This is a genomic window from Buttiauxella brennerae ATCC 51605, assembly GCF_001654925.1.
In the GTDB taxonomy this organism is placed as follows: domain Bacteria; phylum Pseudomonadota; class Gammaproteobacteria; order Enterobacterales; family Enterobacteriaceae; genus Buttiauxella; species Buttiauxella brennerae.
The window spans coordinates 33,061-47,983 of the sequence record NZ_LXER01000011.1 but is presented as its reverse complement, the minus strand read 5'-3'; the positions used below and the strand labels follow the sequence as shown (position 1 = coordinate 47,983).

At 51.4% G+C, this 14,923-nt stretch carries 15 protein-coding genes; 7 read left to right on the top strand and 8 right to left on the bottom strand.

Annotated elements, in window-relative coordinates; all coding sequences use genetic code 11:
* Positions 1-52 precede the first annotated feature (52 nt).
* Positions 53-469, top strand: a complete 417-nt coding sequence (locus M975_RS05520; RefSeq protein ID WP_064558262.1) for a pyrimidine (deoxy)nucleoside triphosphate diphosphatase — start codon at positions 53-55, stop codon at positions 467-469.
* Here the strand turns inward: M975_RS05520 and M975_RS05515 are convergent.
* The 4 genes from M975_RS05515 to M975_RS05500 form a co-directional block, all read right to left on the bottom strand.
* Positions 429-671, bottom strand: a complete 243-nt coding sequence (locus M975_RS05515; protein ID WP_243839587.1) for a YnjH family protein — start codon at positions 669-671, stop codon at positions 429-431. The two genes, M975_RS05520 and M975_RS05515, sit on opposite strands and share 41 nt — an antisense overlap.
* Positions 637-2,625, bottom strand: coding sequence for a DNA topoisomerase III (locus M975_RS05510; protein ID WP_064557865.1), 1,989 nt, complete (start codon positions 2,623-2,625; stop codon positions 637-639). The genes M975_RS05515 and M975_RS05510 overlap by 35 nt, the downstream gene beginning before the upstream one ends.
* 4 nt (positions 2,626-2,629) lie before the next feature.
* Positions 2,630-3,673 carry a selenide, water dikinase SelD gene (gene selD, locus M975_RS05505; protein WP_064557864.1) on the bottom strand — a complete coding sequence of 348 codons (1,044 nt, stop codon included), beginning with the start codon at positions 3,671-3,673 and terminating at the stop codon, positions 2,630-2,632.
* Between the two features lie 193 nt (positions 3,674-3,866).
* Positions 3,867-4,418, bottom strand: coding sequence for an NAD(P)H nitroreductase (locus M975_RS05500; protein WP_064557863.1), 552 nt, complete (start codon positions 4,416-4,418; stop codon positions 3,867-3,869).
* 159 nt (positions 4,419-4,577) lie between these two features.
* On the opposite strand from M975_RS05500, the gene sppA reads away from it, so the two are divergent.
* From sppA to chiD, 4 genes are all read left to right on the top strand, one after another.
* Complete coding sequence (gene sppA / locus M975_RS05495; protein WP_064557862.1) at positions 4,578-6,428, top strand: signal peptide peptidase SppA; 1,851 nt, start codon at positions 4,578-4,580, stop codon at positions 6,426-6,428.
* A gap of 89 nt (positions 6,429-6,517) precedes the next feature.
* Positions 6,518-7,534: an asparaginase gene (gene ansA, locus M975_RS05490; protein WP_064557861.1), complete on the top strand. Its 1,017-nt coding sequence runs from the start codon at positions 6,518-6,520 to the stop codon at positions 7,532-7,534.
* Between the two features lie 9 nt (positions 7,535-7,543).
* Positions 7,544-8,173: a bifunctional nicotinamidase/pyrazinamidase gene (pncA, locus tag M975_RS05485; protein ID WP_064557860.1), complete on the top strand. Its 630-nt coding sequence runs from the start codon at positions 7,544-7,546 to the stop codon at positions 8,171-8,173.
* Between the two features lie 266 nt (positions 8,174-8,439).
* Entirely contained in the window at positions 8,440-9,711 is a 1,272-nt protein-coding gene (gene chiD / locus M975_RS05480) for a chitinase ChiD (protein WP_064557859.1), read from the top strand.
* A gap of 49 nt (positions 9,712-9,760) precedes the next feature.
* On the opposite strand, the gene M975_RS05475 is transcribed toward chiD, so the two are convergent.
* A complete protein-coding gene (locus M975_RS05475) occupies positions 9,761-10,036 on the bottom strand; it encodes a YeaC family protein (RefSeq protein WP_157093341.1) in 276 nt (91 codons plus the stop codon).
* A 42-nt stretch (positions 10,037-10,078) separates the two neighbouring features.
* Positions 10,079-10,492, bottom strand: a complete 414-nt coding sequence (gene msrB / locus M975_RS05470) for a peptide-methionine (R)-S-oxide reductase MsrB (RefSeq protein WP_064518120.1) — start codon at positions 10,490-10,492, stop codon at positions 10,079-10,081.
* 346 nt (positions 10,493-10,838) lie between these two features.
* Here msrB and gapA point away from each other — a divergent pair, with 346 nt between their 5' ends.
* Positions 10,839-11,834, top strand: a complete 996-nt coding sequence (gapA, locus tag M975_RS05465) for a glyceraldehyde-3-phosphate dehydrogenase (RefSeq protein ID WP_064518118.1) — start codon at positions 10,839-10,841, stop codon at positions 11,832-11,834.
* Between the two features lie 76 nt (positions 11,835-11,910).
* Positions 11,911-12,798 carry a D-hexose-6-phosphate mutarotase gene (locus tag M975_RS05460; RefSeq protein WP_064557857.1) on the top strand — a complete coding sequence of 296 codons (888 nt, stop codon included), beginning with the start codon at positions 11,911-11,913 and terminating at the stop codon, positions 12,796-12,798.
* On the opposite strand, the gene M975_RS05455 is transcribed toward M975_RS05460, so the two are convergent.
* Together M975_RS05455 and M975_RS05450 are read right to left on the bottom strand one after the other, a co-directional pair.
* The gene (locus M975_RS05455; protein WP_064557856.1) at positions 12,795-13,646 is read right to left on the bottom strand and encodes an aldo/keto reductase; all 852 of its coding nucleotides are present in this window, start codon (positions 13,644-13,646) and stop codon (positions 12,795-12,797) included. The two genes, M975_RS05460 and M975_RS05455, sit on opposite strands and share 4 nt — an antisense overlap.
* A gap of 90 nt (positions 13,647-13,736) precedes the next feature.
* Positions 13,737-14,486, bottom strand: coding sequence for a MipA/OmpV family protein (locus M975_RS05450; RefSeq protein ID WP_064557855.1), 750 nt, complete (start codon positions 14,484-14,486; stop codon positions 13,737-13,739).
* Positions 14,487-14,923 lie beyond the last annotated feature (437 nt).

Sequence of the window (14,923 nt, the reverse complement as noted above, 5' to 3'; positions counted from 1 at the left end):
AAGCGTGGGTGGCGCGTATTATGCCACGCCCACGCCTAAAGAATGGATTGGTATGATGAAAACCATTGATGTTGTTGCCGCTATCATCGAGCAGAACGGCAAAATTTTGCTCGCACGCCGCCCGGAAAGTGGCGATCAGGCCGGTTTATGGGAGTTTCCTGGTGGCAAAGTCGATGGAACAGAATCGCAGCCGGAAGCACTGGCGAGAGAGCTGTCTGAAGAGTTAGCGATTCATGCGACAGTAGGTGTTTACGTGGCGAGCCATCAGCGTGAAGTGTCGGGCCGCATTATTCATCTTCATGCCTGGCATGTGGCGCAATTTCGCGGTGAAATGAAAGCGCTTTGCCACAGTGAACTGGCGTGGTGTTTACCTGCCGAGGCGTTTGATTACGACCTTGCCCCGGCAGATATTCCATTACTTGAGGCGTTTATGTCTTTACGCGACGCCACACTAAAGGGTTCGTGCTGAGGGTTTTCTCATCACGCTGGCATTGCAGCAAAACGCCGCCATCAGCTTTCACCACCGCCCCTTCAGAATAGTTTTGATCCTGGTAGATACAGCATTGGTTACAGGGTGCCGCGCGTTGCCCCTGGGAGCTGAACACTTCCGGCGGCACTGAAATATCGACCTGCGGATCAAGACGCTGCGCCATCCCCGGCAGGCTCACCATCAGCACCGCGGCGGCGGCGAGCAGGCTTTTTAGTCGCATCATCACTTCCCTCTTTTTTTGCCCATTGCTTGCGCGGTTTTTTCTGCTCGTCAGGCGCTTTAACGCCTTTGAAAGCATGATGTACAGGTTTGGCGCGAGCCTGATGAATCAACTCATAAAGCGTTTGCACCAACGGCTGCATAAAGTCCTGGTAACGGCACTGCTTCTCGCTGATTTGCGTCAGCGTCGATTCCCATTGCGCCGTCATATCCGGCCTTGCGGCCAGTTCCGGGAGCGAGTGAATTAACGCACGCCCGGCATCCGATGAATGAATATAACGCCCTTTCTTCACCAGGAAGGTTCGCTTAAACAAAAGCTCGATGATCCCGGCGCGGGTCGCTTCAGTGCCCAGCCCGTCCGTGGCGCGGAGGATCTTTTTCAGATCTTTATCCTGCACAAAACGCGCAATCCCGGTCATCGCTGACAGCAGTGTCGCATCAGTGAAGTGGCGCGGTGGTTGGGTCTGGCGTTCATTCACCTCGCCTTTTTCACACAGCAGTTCATCACCCTTGGCGACCACCGGCAGCGGCGTACCGTCGTTCTCTTCATCACGCTCTTTGCTGCCAAGCAATGTGCGCCAGCCGGCTTCAGCCAGGAAGCGGGCTTTGGCGTTAAACTTGCCGCCAGCAATGTCGAGATCGATGGTGCATTTGCGGAACACAGCATCGGCACAGAACTGCATTAAGTATTGTCGGGCGATCAGGTTGTAAACTTTAGCTTCATTTTCAGAAAGCGAAATTTTGGAGCTGCGTGCCGTCGGGATAATCGCATGGTGGGCATCGACTTTTTTATCGTCCCAACAGCGGTTACGCAGATCAGTATTCAGCGCAGGCTGCGGGAATAGATCGGGCTGATGCACACTAATCGCATTCAGTACTGCGTGACGCCCGGCAAAATGTTCATCCGGTAAGTAGCGGCTATCCGAGCGCGGGTAGGTAATCAGTTTGTGCGTTTCGTAGAGTTTCTGGCAGATATCCAGCACGTTCTGCGCACTTAGCCCAAAACGCTTTGCTGCCTCGATTTGTAGACTCGAGAGCGAAAATGGCAACGGGGCGACTTCTGATTCCCGTTTATCATTATACGCAGTGACGATGGCGGGTTGCCCGCCGATACGGTTGACCACGTGTTCAGCCAGCGGGCGATGCAACAAACGCCCTTCTTCATCTTGATACGGTTCGCAAGACTCGCTGGGGACCCAGGTGGCGACAAAACGCTCATCCGCAGGCGTGACGATATGCGCTTTCACTTCAAAGAAATCTTTCGCGACGAAATTCTCGATCTCTTCATCGCGACGCACCACAAGCCCAAGCACCGGAGTTTGCACACGCCCGACCGACAACACTCCCTGATAACCGGCGTTACGCCCAAGAATGGTGTAGGCGCGGGTCATGTTGATGCCGTAAAGCCAGTCGGCACGCGCACGTGCGAGTGCCGAAACACACAAGGGTATAAATTCGCTGTTCGCACGCAGACGGCTGATAGCACGTTCAACGGCTTGCGGGTTGAGATCGTTAATCAGGCAGCGTTGAACCTGCTGGCGCTTTGCTGGTGCCAGTTCGAGGTAGTCGAGAACTTCGTCCACCAGCAGTTGCCCTTCGCGATCGGGGTCACCTGCATGAACCACTTCGTCAGCCTGGACGAGTAATTTTTTGATGGCGTTAAGCTGTTTGGTGACCGACGGGCGCGGCTGCAAGCGCCACTTTTCCGGCACAATCGGCAGATCGGCAAGGTTCCAGCGGGCGTAACGCGCATCGTATGCATCTGGCTGAGCCTGTTCCAGCAAGTGACCGATACACCAGGTCACGACCTGCCCGTTTCCACACTCAATGAACCCGTCACCCCGGCGATGGGGTTTAGGAAGCACGTCCGCAATAGCACGAGCGAGGCTGGGTTTTTCGGCAATAAACAGACGCATCAGATTAGCGAATCTCAATCATCGGGCGGCCTGCGCGAGCATCTTTCAACTGACCGATAGCCGTCAGTTTGATGCCATTTCTTTCGGCAACAGCGGCGACAGCGGCTTCTGCATCCGCTTCAACGGCAAGTAACAAGCCGCCGGAAGTTTGCGGGTCGCACAATAAATCACGCTGAGCCTGGCTCATTTCGCCCATCAAATAGCCGTAGCTTGCGAAGTTACGCGTGGTGCCGCCAGGCACACAACCTTGCGCGATGTAATCTTCGACATCCGGCAGTTTAGGGACTTTATCGAACCACACTTCAGCCTGAACGCCCGCGCCCTGGCACATTTCGCTAAGGTGACCCAGCAGGCCAAAGCCGGTGACATCGGTCATGGCGGTAACGCCTTCGATGTCGGCAAATTCGGCACCCGGCTTATTCAACTGGCACATCACTTCTGCCGCAAGGCCGTAATGCTCAGGTTTTAGCAGAGATTTTTTCTCAGCGGTGGTCAGCACGCCAATACCGAGCGGCTTAGTGAGGAACAGTTTGCAACCTGCTTTGGCTGAGCTGTTTTTCTTCACGCGATCGGTCGGCACAATCCCGGTGACTGCCAGGCCAAAGATGGGTTCTGGCGCATCAATGGAGTGGCCGCCTGCGAGGGAAATACCCGCCTGCTGGCAAACAAAGCGCCCGCCTTCAATAACTTTGCGGGCAATTTCAGGCGCCAGGGTATTGATAGGCCAGCCCAGAATGGCAATAGCCATAATCGGTTTGCCGCCCATCGCATAGATGTCACTGATGGCGTTGGTGGCTGCAATGCGCCCAAAATCGAACGGATCATCAACGATCGGCATAAAGAAGTCGGTGGTACTGATGACACAAGTGCCGTTGCCCAGATCGTAAACCGCCGCATCGTCACTGGTTTCGTTTCCGACAAGCAAATTAGGGTCGACAAATTTAGCCTGCTCAGAGTGCAGAATAGTTTGCAGGACTTTCGGGGAAATTTTGCAGCCGCAACCAGCTCCGTGGCTGTACTGCGTCAAACGAACGGTTGGCTCACTCATGGACGACTCCTGGTCACTACCCGTCATACTTCAAGCTGCTGGTGCATTGACTGCAGCCGTGCGCAACTCGAATTATTTAGGGTATAAACAAAAATTGAGTGTACATGGTAGCGCCCAAATCGTTCAGTAGTAAGTCTGCATGTCTGAATTGCGCCATTGCTGGTCACAATCCAGACAGCTTTTGTTTGTTTGCTTAGAATTTGCTCACAAACGCAGTGGTATCTGGCACGCTAATGGTGGTCGAGGCTTTGAGTTGTGGCGTTCCCAGATACAGAAAACCGACCACTTCATCTTGCTCACGGCAGTTTAGTGCGTCGCGCACGGCTTCGCTTTCAGTCCAGATGCCAGTACGCCAGATCCCATTGAAACCCTGCGCTACAGCAGCCATCTGCATTGCCATTACTGCACAACCGGCAGAAACGACCTGTTCCCAGACCGGAACTTTGTGGTTGTCATCACAATGTGCGACAACTGCGATAATCATGGGAGCACGGAACGGCGCGGTGCGTGCTTTCTCAATGCCCTTCTCGTCTTGCCCTTCATCAACAGCAGCCTGTTCCATCACTTTACTAAAGCGTTCACGGCCTTCGCCTTCAATAACGATAAAGCGCCATGGTTGTAATGTGCCATGGTCAGGTGCACGCATACCCGCACGGATAATATTTTCCAGAACATCACCAGCCGGGGTTGGCTCTGACAGGCGGGAGGCGCTGCGGCGGTTAAGAAGCAGTTCAAGTGCATCCATTTGATAACTCCTGCAATGATTTTAAGCGGCAAAACTAACACAGCGGTAAATTTTGTTACAGCGCAGTAAATATTTCCTGCTGACTTTTGCCATGGGGGTATTTAGGATAGCAATCACTTTAGCTATACCTCAGCTAAAACTGAGTAATTCGGAGAGTACATGCGCACCATTGGGCGATTTGTTGCCGGTTTTTTTAAGTGGACCTGGCGTCTGCTTAACTTTATTCGAGAGTTCATTCTCAATCTATTTTTAGTGCTGCTGGTGCTGGTCGGCGTTGGGATCTGGATGCAGATCAACAGCGCGCCAGCAGAGCCCGCACGTGGCGCACTGTTGCTTGATATCACCGGGGTGGTGGTTGATAAGCCTTCGGTCAGCAATAAACTGGGCGTGATTGGCCGCCAGTTGCTTGGCGCAAGCTCTGACCGCTTGCAGGAAAACTCCCTGTTTGATGTTGTCGATACTATTCGCCAGGCGAAAGATGACCGCAATATCACCGGCATTGTGCTCGATTTAAAAGAGTTTGCCGGTGGCGACCAGCCTTCCATGCAATATATCGGCAAAGCGCTGCGTGAGTTCCGCGACAGCGGCAAGCCAGTTTATGCCGTAGGCGACAGCTACAACCAGGGGCAATATTACCTGGCAAGTTTTGCCAATAAAATTTGGCTCTCGCCGCAAGGCATGGTGGATCTGCACGGTTTTGCCACCAACTCGCTGTATTACAAAACGCTGCTCGATAAGCTGAAAGTCTCCACGCATATCTTCCGCGTCGGTACGTATAAATCTGCTGTTGAGCCGTTTATTCGTGATGATATGTCTCCTGCGGCGCGTGAAGCAGACAGCCGCTGGATTGGCGAACTGTGGCAGAACTACCTCACTACCATTGCCGCTAACCGCCAGATTACGGCGCAGCAAGTGTTCCCGGGCGCACAAGGTTTGCTTGATAACCTGCAAAAGCTGGGTGGCGACACGGCGAAGTACGCGCTCGATAACAAACTGGTTGATGAACTTGCCAGCAGCGCCACCGTTGATAAAGCGATGGTTAAACAGTTTGGCTGGAATAAAGAGAACAAAGACTTTAGTTACACCAGTATGTATGACTACGTGGTGAAAAAACCGTCTGATAAAGGTGATTCGATTGCGGTCATTATCGCCAATGGAGCCATCATGGATGGGCAAGAAACACCAGGGCAAGTGGGTGGCGATACCACCGCGATGCAAATTCGCGAAGCGCGTCTTGACCCGAAAGTGAAAGCCATTGTGCTGCGCGTTAACAGTCCCGGCGGCAGCGTCAGCGCATCAGAAGTAATTCGTGATGAGCTGGAAGCGGCACGCACCGCTGGCAAGCCGATTGTGGTTTCGATGGGCGGTATGGCGGCATCTGGCGGTTACTGGATTTCCACTCCGGCCGATTACATCGTTGCCAGCCCGAACACCCTGACCGGTTCGATTGGTATCTTTGGCGTGATCAACACGGTTGAAAACAGCCTGGATTCCATTGGCGTTCATACCGATGGCGTGGCGACTTCACCATTAGCTGACGTAGCCGTCACCAAATCACTGCCACCGGAAGTTCAGCAGATGATGCAGCTGACCATCGAAAATGGTTATAAGCGCTTTATCACGCTGGTTGCCGATTCCCGTAAGAAAACGCCTGAGCAAATTGATGCTATCGCTCAGGGCCATGTCTGGACAGGTCAGGATGCAAAAGCGAACGGTCTGGTGGACAGTCTGGGTGATTTTGACGACGCAGTGGCTAAAGCCGCTGAACTGGCGAAAATTAAAGTCTGGCACCTGGATTTCTGGCAGGATGACCCAAGCTTCCTGGATATGGTATTCGACAGCATGAGTGGTTCTGTACGTGCCATGTTGCCACAAGCGTTGCAGGCATATTTGCCCGCACCACTTGCTGACGCCGCACTTGCGCTTAAAGCGCAAAACGATAAATTCGGCACCATGAATGACCCGCAAAACCGATACGCCTTCTGCCTGACTTGTGGTGATGTGCGATAATCTGGACCCAGCCCGGTATTTACCGGGCTGATTTTTTTACCCCATCCCACTATACTGCGCTCAATAATGCCAACCCCCTGAGTTTTCTCATGCAAAAGAAATCCATCTACGTCGCCTATACTGGCGGTACTATCGGTATGCAACGTTCTGAGCACGGTTACATTCCTGTTTCCGGCCACTTACAACGCCAGTTGGCTTTGATGCCAGAATTCCATCGCCAGGAAATGCCTGATTTCACGATTCATGAATATCAGCCGCTGATGGACTCTTCTGACATGACGCCAGAGGACTGGCAGCACATTGCCGATGACATTAAAGCCAACTATGACAAGTACGATGGTTTTGTGATTCTGCACGGCACCGACACCATGGCATTTACCGCCTCGGCGCTGTCATTCATGCTGGAAAACCTCAGCAAACCGGTAATTGTCACCGGCTCGCAGATCCCGCTGGCTGAGCTGCGTTCTGATGGGCAGATTAACCTGCTGAACTCGTTGTATATCGCGGCTAACTTCCCGATTAACGAAGTCACGCTGTTCTTCAATAACCGTCTGTATCGCGGCAACCGCACCACCAAAGCCCATGCCGATGGTTTCGATGCGTTTGCGTCGCCAAACCTGGCACCGTTGCTTGAAGCCGGGATCCACATTCGCCGCCTGAATACCCCAGCCGCACCTCACAGTGAAGGCGAGCTGATCGTTCACCCGATTACGCCGCAACCAATTGGCGTGGTGACGATTTACCCGGGGATTTCAGCAGATGTTGTCGGCAACTTTTTACGTCAGCCGGTAAAAGCGTTGATTCTGCGTTCTTACGGTGTGGGTAACGCCCCGCAGCACGGCGCATTCCTCAAAGAGTTACAGGAAGCCTGTTCACGTGGCATTGTGGTGGTAAACCTGACGCAATGTATGTCCGGGAAAGTGAATATGGGTGGCTATGCAACGGGTAATGCGCTGGCGCAAGCGGGCGTTGTCAGTGGCTTTGATATGACGGTGGAAGCCACGCTGACTAAACTGCATTATCTACTGAGCCAGAATCTGGACGCCCAGGCCATTCGCGAGACAATGTCCCTCAACCTTCGTGGCGAGCTTACCCCAGATGAGTAAGGATCAAGCATGAAACGTGCATTGTTAATGGTCGATATTCAGAATGATTTTTGTGCCGGCGGTGCGCTTGCTGTACCTGAAGGTGACAGTACGGTTGATGTGGCAAATGCATTGATTAGCTTTTGCAAAGGGCGCGGCGATGCCGTGGTCGCCACACAAGACTGGCACCCGGCGAACCATGGCAGTTTTGCCAGTGTTCAAAAAACTGAACCTTACACGCAAGGCAAACTCGACGGGCTAAGACAAACATGGTGGCCGGATCACTGCGTACAAGGCAGTGAAGGTGCACAGCTCCACCCTTTGCTCGACGCAAAGGAGATCGATGCTGTTTTTCAGAAAGGTGAAAATCCACTGATTGATAGCTACAGCGGCTTTTTCGACAACGGCCATCGCCAGAAAACGCTCCTTGATGACTGGCTATTTCGCCATGAGGTCAAACAGGTTGTCGTGCTGGGTCTTGCCACCGATTATTGCGTGAAATACACGGTGCTCGACGCGCTGGCATTGGGCTACGATGTGACGGTGATTACCGATGGCTGCCGTGGCGTGAATCTGCATCCTCAGGACAGTCTGCGGGCATTCCAGGAAATGTCGGCGGCAGGAGCAACCTTGATGACCTTCGCTGATTTTACTTACTAATTCTCTTCAGGGCGCGCCTGCGCCCTTCTCCCCATTTCTCGATTCCGCTCTCATTCTGAACTTTTAGTGCTCGCTCATTTTTGAGAGCGCTCTCATAATCAACTTGCTTGTTTTTTATACCCAAATAATTCGAGTTGCATCGCGGCGGCAAGAGAACAAGTCCCGATGAGCTTACTAAAGTAAGTGATTCGGGCGTGTGAGCGCAGCCAACAAAGAGGCAACTTGAAGTATGACGGGTATATTTTTCCGTCAAAGAGGAACAACCAATGGTCTTCACGCGTAAGCTGCTGCCGTTGTTGGCAGTGATACAAATCGCCTGTGCCGGAGTGGCTCAGGCAAGCTCTTATCTCTCAGTAGGTTATTTCAACGGCGGTGGTGATGTGACCGCCGGGCCTGGCGGAGATATTGATAAACTTGATGTGCGCCAGATTACCCATCTCAACTATTCGTTTGGCCTGATCTACAACGATGAGAAAGACGAAACCAACGCCGCTTTAAAAGACGCCTCTAAACTCCACCAAATTTGGCTTTCACCAAAAGTGATGTCCGACCTTGAAAAAGTCCCTGCGCTGCGTAAACAGAACCCAAACCTGAAAGTATTACTGTCCGTTGGCGGTTGGGGCGCACGTGGTTTCTCCGGTGCGGCCGCCACACCTGAAAACCGCGCGGTATTTATCCGCTCCGCTCAGGAGGTGATACAACGCTACGGGCTGGACGGTATCGATCTGGACTGGGAATATCCGGTGAATGGCGCGTGGGGATTGGTCGCGAGTCTTCCTGAAGACCGCGCTAATTTCACCGCACTGCTCAATGAACTGCGCACGGCATTGGGCAAAGAAAAATTGCTGACGATCGCCGTGGGCGCGAATGTGAAAAGCCCAACCGAATGGGTTGATGTCAAAGCCATCGCGCCTGCGCTTGATTACATCAACCTGATGACCTACGACATGGCGTATGGCACGCAGTACTTTAACGCCAATTTGTATGATTCGAAGAGCTGGCCAACCGTTGCTGCGGCTGATAAATATAACGTTAATTTCGTGGTCGATAATTATATCAAAGCAGGCCTTAAGCCAGCGCAGATGAACCTCGGCATCGGCTTCTATGGCCGCATTCCTAAACGCGCCACCGAGCCGGGTATTGACTGGGATAAGCCAGATGCAGCAAAAAACCCGGTGACACAACCCTATTTTGGTGACACAGAAAAAGCGCTGTTTATGTCTTTAGGCGTGGATCTCACCAAAGACAGTTATATGAAATACAACGATATTGTCAGCAAGCTGCTTAATGATCCGCAAAAACGCTTTACTGAAAACTGGGACGACGACGCACATGTGCCTTATCTGACCGTCAAGTCGAGCGAAGGCAAACCGCTTTTCGCCATTTCGTACGAAAATCCACGATCCGTGGCAATCAAAGCGGAGTACATCAAAGCCAAAGGCCTGGGGGGCGCAATGTTCTGGGAGTATGGCGCGGATGACAATAACCGCCTGGCAAAAGAGTTAGCCAAAGATTTAGGGATTAAAACGGAGCATTAATTTTCAGGATAGAACCGGGTGGCATCTGCGCTACCCGGTTTTTTTGAGCTTAGAGCTTCACAGTTATAATCGGCGCAGGCTCAATGCCGAACTCAGCTTTAAGTTGCTGCTTACTCTTCATCACGATGTTGCCGTCAGTGCCGATGGTCATATGCTGCGGGTCGGTGTTATGACGCGTCTGCCACATCATCACTAACTGCAAACTGTTCTCTTTTTGATCGGGCGTCAGCGCCACACCGTCTGGCCATTTTCCCAGCTCAACGGCGGTCACCAGACGTTGATAAACTTCCGGTGTCATTGCTTCTAACATCTCGTCCAGGTTCATCATGTGGCAAGTTCCTGTGGAATAATTTGCTGAATCGATTTTTCAGCCTTCGATTTGCTCGCCGTTTTGGTCGTCGGTGAAGTTTAACGAGGCTGAATTCACGCAGTAACGCTCACCTGTTGGCTGCGGTCCATCCGGGAAAACATGGCCTAAGTGGGCTTCACAATTGCCGCAACGGATTTCAATCCGCTCCATACCGTGTGTGAAGTCCTTGATGTAATGAATAGCACTGTCGCTTACAGGTTCATAGAAGCTAGGCCAGCCGCAGCCTGAGTCATATTTGGACTCTGACATAAACAGAGGTGCGTCACAGACCAGGCAGTGATAGACCCCTTCCCGCTTGTTATGCAGCAGACGCCCGGAAAACGGTGGCTCAGTGCCATGTTTCTGGGTGACATAAAACTGCATCTCAGAAAGGTTTTTTTTCGATAAATCAGGAGGTAATTGGTTAGCCATATGCGTACATCTCGTGCAGTGTGAACTGTAACTGATAACAGCATGATTCTAACAAAAAATTAACAACACCGTGCTGTTTTTTGTTCTAAACTTAGCCCTGAATTTCTGGCACAGCGTCAATTGTGATCGCCGTCACATTCTTGTTGGAATGGTCCTTTAAAATTCCTCGCATCGTCCCCATTTGGATAAAGAGCCAAAAGGGAAGCGCGAGGCGGTTCAGTCGTTCAAATGATGTCCATAGGATTGATTTGTCGCAATGATTGACACGATTCCGCTTGACGCTGAGTAAGGTTTTTGTAATTTTACAGGCAACCTTTTATTCACTAACAAATAGCTGGTGGAATATATGACTATCAAAGTAGGTATCAACGGTTTTGGCCGTATCGGCCGTATTGTTTTCCGTGCTGCTCAGGAACGTTCTGACATTGAGATCGTTGCAATCAACGACCTGTTAGACGCTGAATACATGGCTTACATGCTGAAGTACGACTCAACTCACGGTCGTTTCAACGGCACTGTAGAAGTCAAAGACGGCCACCTGGTTGTTAACGGCAAAACTATCCGTGTTACCGCAGAACGTGACCCGGCTAACCTGAAATGGAACGAAGTTAACGTTGACGTAGTTGCTGAAGCAACTGGTCTGTTCCTGACAGATGAGACCGCTCGTAAGCACATCACTGCTGGCGCTAAAAAGGTTGTTCTGACTGGTCCTTCTAAAGACAGCACTCCTATGTTCGTTAAAGGTGCTAACTTCGAAAAATATGCTGGCCAGGATATCGTTTCTAACGCATCTTGCACCACTAACTGCCTGGCACCACTGGCTAAAGTTATCAACGACAACTTCGGTATCGTTGAAGGCCTGATGACCACAGTTCACGCAACTACCGCTACTCAGAAAACTGTTGATGGCCCGTCTCACAAAGACTGGCGCGGCGGCCGCGGCGCAGCTCAGAACATCATCCCTTCTTCTACCGGTGCTGCTAAAGCTGTAGGCGTTGTACTGCCAGAGCTGAACGGTAAAATCACTGGTATGGCGTTCCGCGTTCCAACTCCAAACGTGTCTGTAGTTGACCTGACCGTTCGTCTGGAAAAAGCTGCGTCTTACGAAGAAATCAAGAAAGCAATCAAAGCGGCTTCTGAAGGCCCAATGAAAGGCGTTCTGGGTTACACCGAAGACGACGTTGTATCTACTGATTTCAACGGTGAAATCTGCACTTCAGTATTCGATGCTAAAGCTGGTATCGCACTGAACGACCACTTTGTGAAACTGGTTTCCTGGTACGACAACGAAACTGGCTACTCAAACAAAGTACTGGATCTGATTGCTCACATCTCTAAATAAGTTGAGATGAGCTTTTAGTCCTGAAGGGCGACCCATGCGGTCGCCTTTTTTTTGCCTTCGATTGATAGGTGAGTCAATGATTAACAAAATTTTTGCCCTCCCGGTTATTGAACAAATCACCCCTTCCCTGTCTCGTCGCCAGATTGATGAGCTGGAAGTTATTGTGGTTGATCATCCACAAGCGCGTGGTTCTGTGACGTTGCAAGGTGCACACCTGCTGTCATGGAAACCCGCTGGTGAAGAAGAAGTGCTTTGGTTAAGCGGCAATACACCGTTCAAGCACGGCACAGCCATTCGTGGCGGCGTGCCAATCTGCTGGCCATGGTTTGGCCCAGGTGCAAAACCAGAGCTGCCAGCACACGGTTTTGCTCGCAACCTGCCGTGGGTATTGAAAGCGCACAATGAAGATGAAAGCGGCGTGTCTTTGACCTTCGAATTGCAAAGCAGCGATGCAACTCGCAAGTTTTGGCCACACGACTTTACCCTGTACGCGCGTTACAAACTGGGTAAAACCTGTGAGATGGAACTGGAAGCTCATGGCGAGTTCGACGTTAACTCCGCGCTGCACACTTATTTCAACGTTGGCGATATTGCTGATGTGAAAGTGAGCGGGCTGGGTATCAAGTATATTGATAAAGTGCTTAACGCGTCTGAAGGCCAGCTGACCGACGGCGTGCAGACCTTCCCGGACCGCACAGACCGTGTTTATCTGGACCCAGAAGAATGCAGCGTTATTCATGATGCAAGCCTGAACCGCACCATCGACGTTGTTCATCACCACCACATCAATGTGGTTGGCTGGAACCCAGGCCCGGCGCTGTCTACTTCTATGGCTGATATGCCAGATGATGGTTACAAGACTTTCGTCTGTGTAGAAACCGCATGTGCGAGCGCAACACAGAAAGCGACGGCTGAAAAGCCCGCTCGTTTAGCGACAACTATCCGTGTAGCGAAAAAAGCTTAAACCATATCTAAAGGCGTTTTACGGCCCGGTGCCGGGAACGCCTTTTCCATCACCGCGATTTCTTCCTGGTTTAAAACAACGTCAAGTGCCGCCGCATTCTCCTTCACATGCGCCACACTCCCCGCTTTCGGAATGGCCATCACACCATCGTGATGAATGACCCATACCAGTAATAGCTGCGCGATGGTCACACCTTTATGCGATGCCAACTCATTGAGTGCCGGATGGTTCATCAACCCACTGCGCAAACGCCCCGCCTGGGCTAACGGGCAATAAGCCATAACAGGCATCTGTTGCTGCTGGCACCATGGCAGCAAGTCATGTTCAATGCCACGCGATGCAAGATGGTAAAGCACCTGGTTGGCGGCACACTCTCGCCCACCAGCGATATTCCATAACGCCTGCATATCCGCAGCATCGAGATTCGAAACGCCCCAGCGGCGAATTTTTCCCTGCTCAATAAGCTGCTGCATGGCGCTGACGGTCTCTTCGAGCGGAATATCACCGCGCCAGTGCAGTAAGTAGAGATCAAGATAATCTGTTTTGAGTCGTTTCAGGCTTCCCTCGCAGGCAGCAATTGCGCGCTGCCCACCGGCATTCCATGGGTACACTTTTGAAACCAGGAATACGTCATCTCTCCTGCCGCTAATCGCTTCCGCCACGACTTCTTCAGCACCACCATCAGCATACATTTCGGCAGTGTCGATAAGTGTCAGGCCAAGATCGATGCCCGCCCGTAGCGCATGCACTTCATCCGCATGTTGCGTGGGGTTTTCGCCCATATACCAGGTGCCTTGCCCGATGGCAGGCAAAGGTTTTGATGCATAAAAAGAAATTTTCTTTGCCATGACAAACCTCCTTTAATGATTGCACCACCATAATGAAAACGGGGCGCAAGCGCCCCGTTTAAGTGCATGGGATGCACTATAAATGCGCCATCAGAAACTGTAGGTGACGCCTGTCAGCAATACGCCAGTCCACTGCTTATCGATCATCGGGCTGTCGGTAACATCATCTGACAGACGAATATAACGACCCATACCGAATACGCTCCAGTCAGCATTGAGCTTGTAGTTTACGGACAACTCAACATATGGCGACCAGCTGTCATCAGGTTCGTAAGAGCTCAGGCCACTGCGGCTGGACTCTTTCTTGCTAATGCCATAGTAGTAATCGTTTTGTTTATCGCTGCTCCACTGCACACCGATACCCGGCGTCAGGGTTAACTTGTCAGAAGTGTAGCGATACAACCACGCGGTATCCCAGGTAATACCATTGCTGTTACCCAACGTATCGCCCGCTAACACTGTGCGCAGGAAACCGTAATCGGTGTAATGCGCATAAGAAAGCCCTGCCATCAGCGTCGCTTTGCGGTTATCGAGCTTACGCATGCTATCAGAGTCGCTGTCTTTCGCGCGGAAGAAGAGCGGTGAATAGTAAGCGGTGATGGAAAGTTTGTCGGTCTTGTCATTCCAGAGATAGTAACCCGCGTTTAGACCACGCAGATAGAAACTGTCCCCTTCATAACCGACCAGTGGAACCGGATAAACACGGTCCTGATCACCTTTATAAGGATTCGGGGTGACCAGTGCGGCAGCCCCTAATGACCATGGGCCATCTGCGGCATGCACAGCAGTAAAAGATGAGGCTAACAATGCCCCTAATGTCAGAATTTTGAATTTGCTCACAATCCATTAAGTCCTTTAATCAAATAATCAGCGACGGAAGTGTAACCTCCCTTGCTTCTTACCCCAAATTTTTTACTCATTCGAAACCTTATTGCAACCTGCCAACATCTCGCAGACAGGTTTCACCTTCTTTTCACTTTTGTGACTGTCAGGTGATACCCGCCCCTTCCCTTTACAACAAAAGGAGAAATAAATGGATGAGTTATTGATATGTCATCGAAATTGGCTTGTAGCCGTATGCAAGTTTTGCAAATGCCATCTACGCTTTATTTTAGGAAGATGAAATACGCTGAACGCAGCAATGAAACTGCCACGATGCCCAAAATAATTCGAGTTGTTGCCAACGCATCTGCAACTTGAAATATGGCTGGGGAGTGAAGTTGGCATAAGGGTTGCTCAAGATTCAGGAGACGTCTTCCGGGAGCCTCCATTACTCA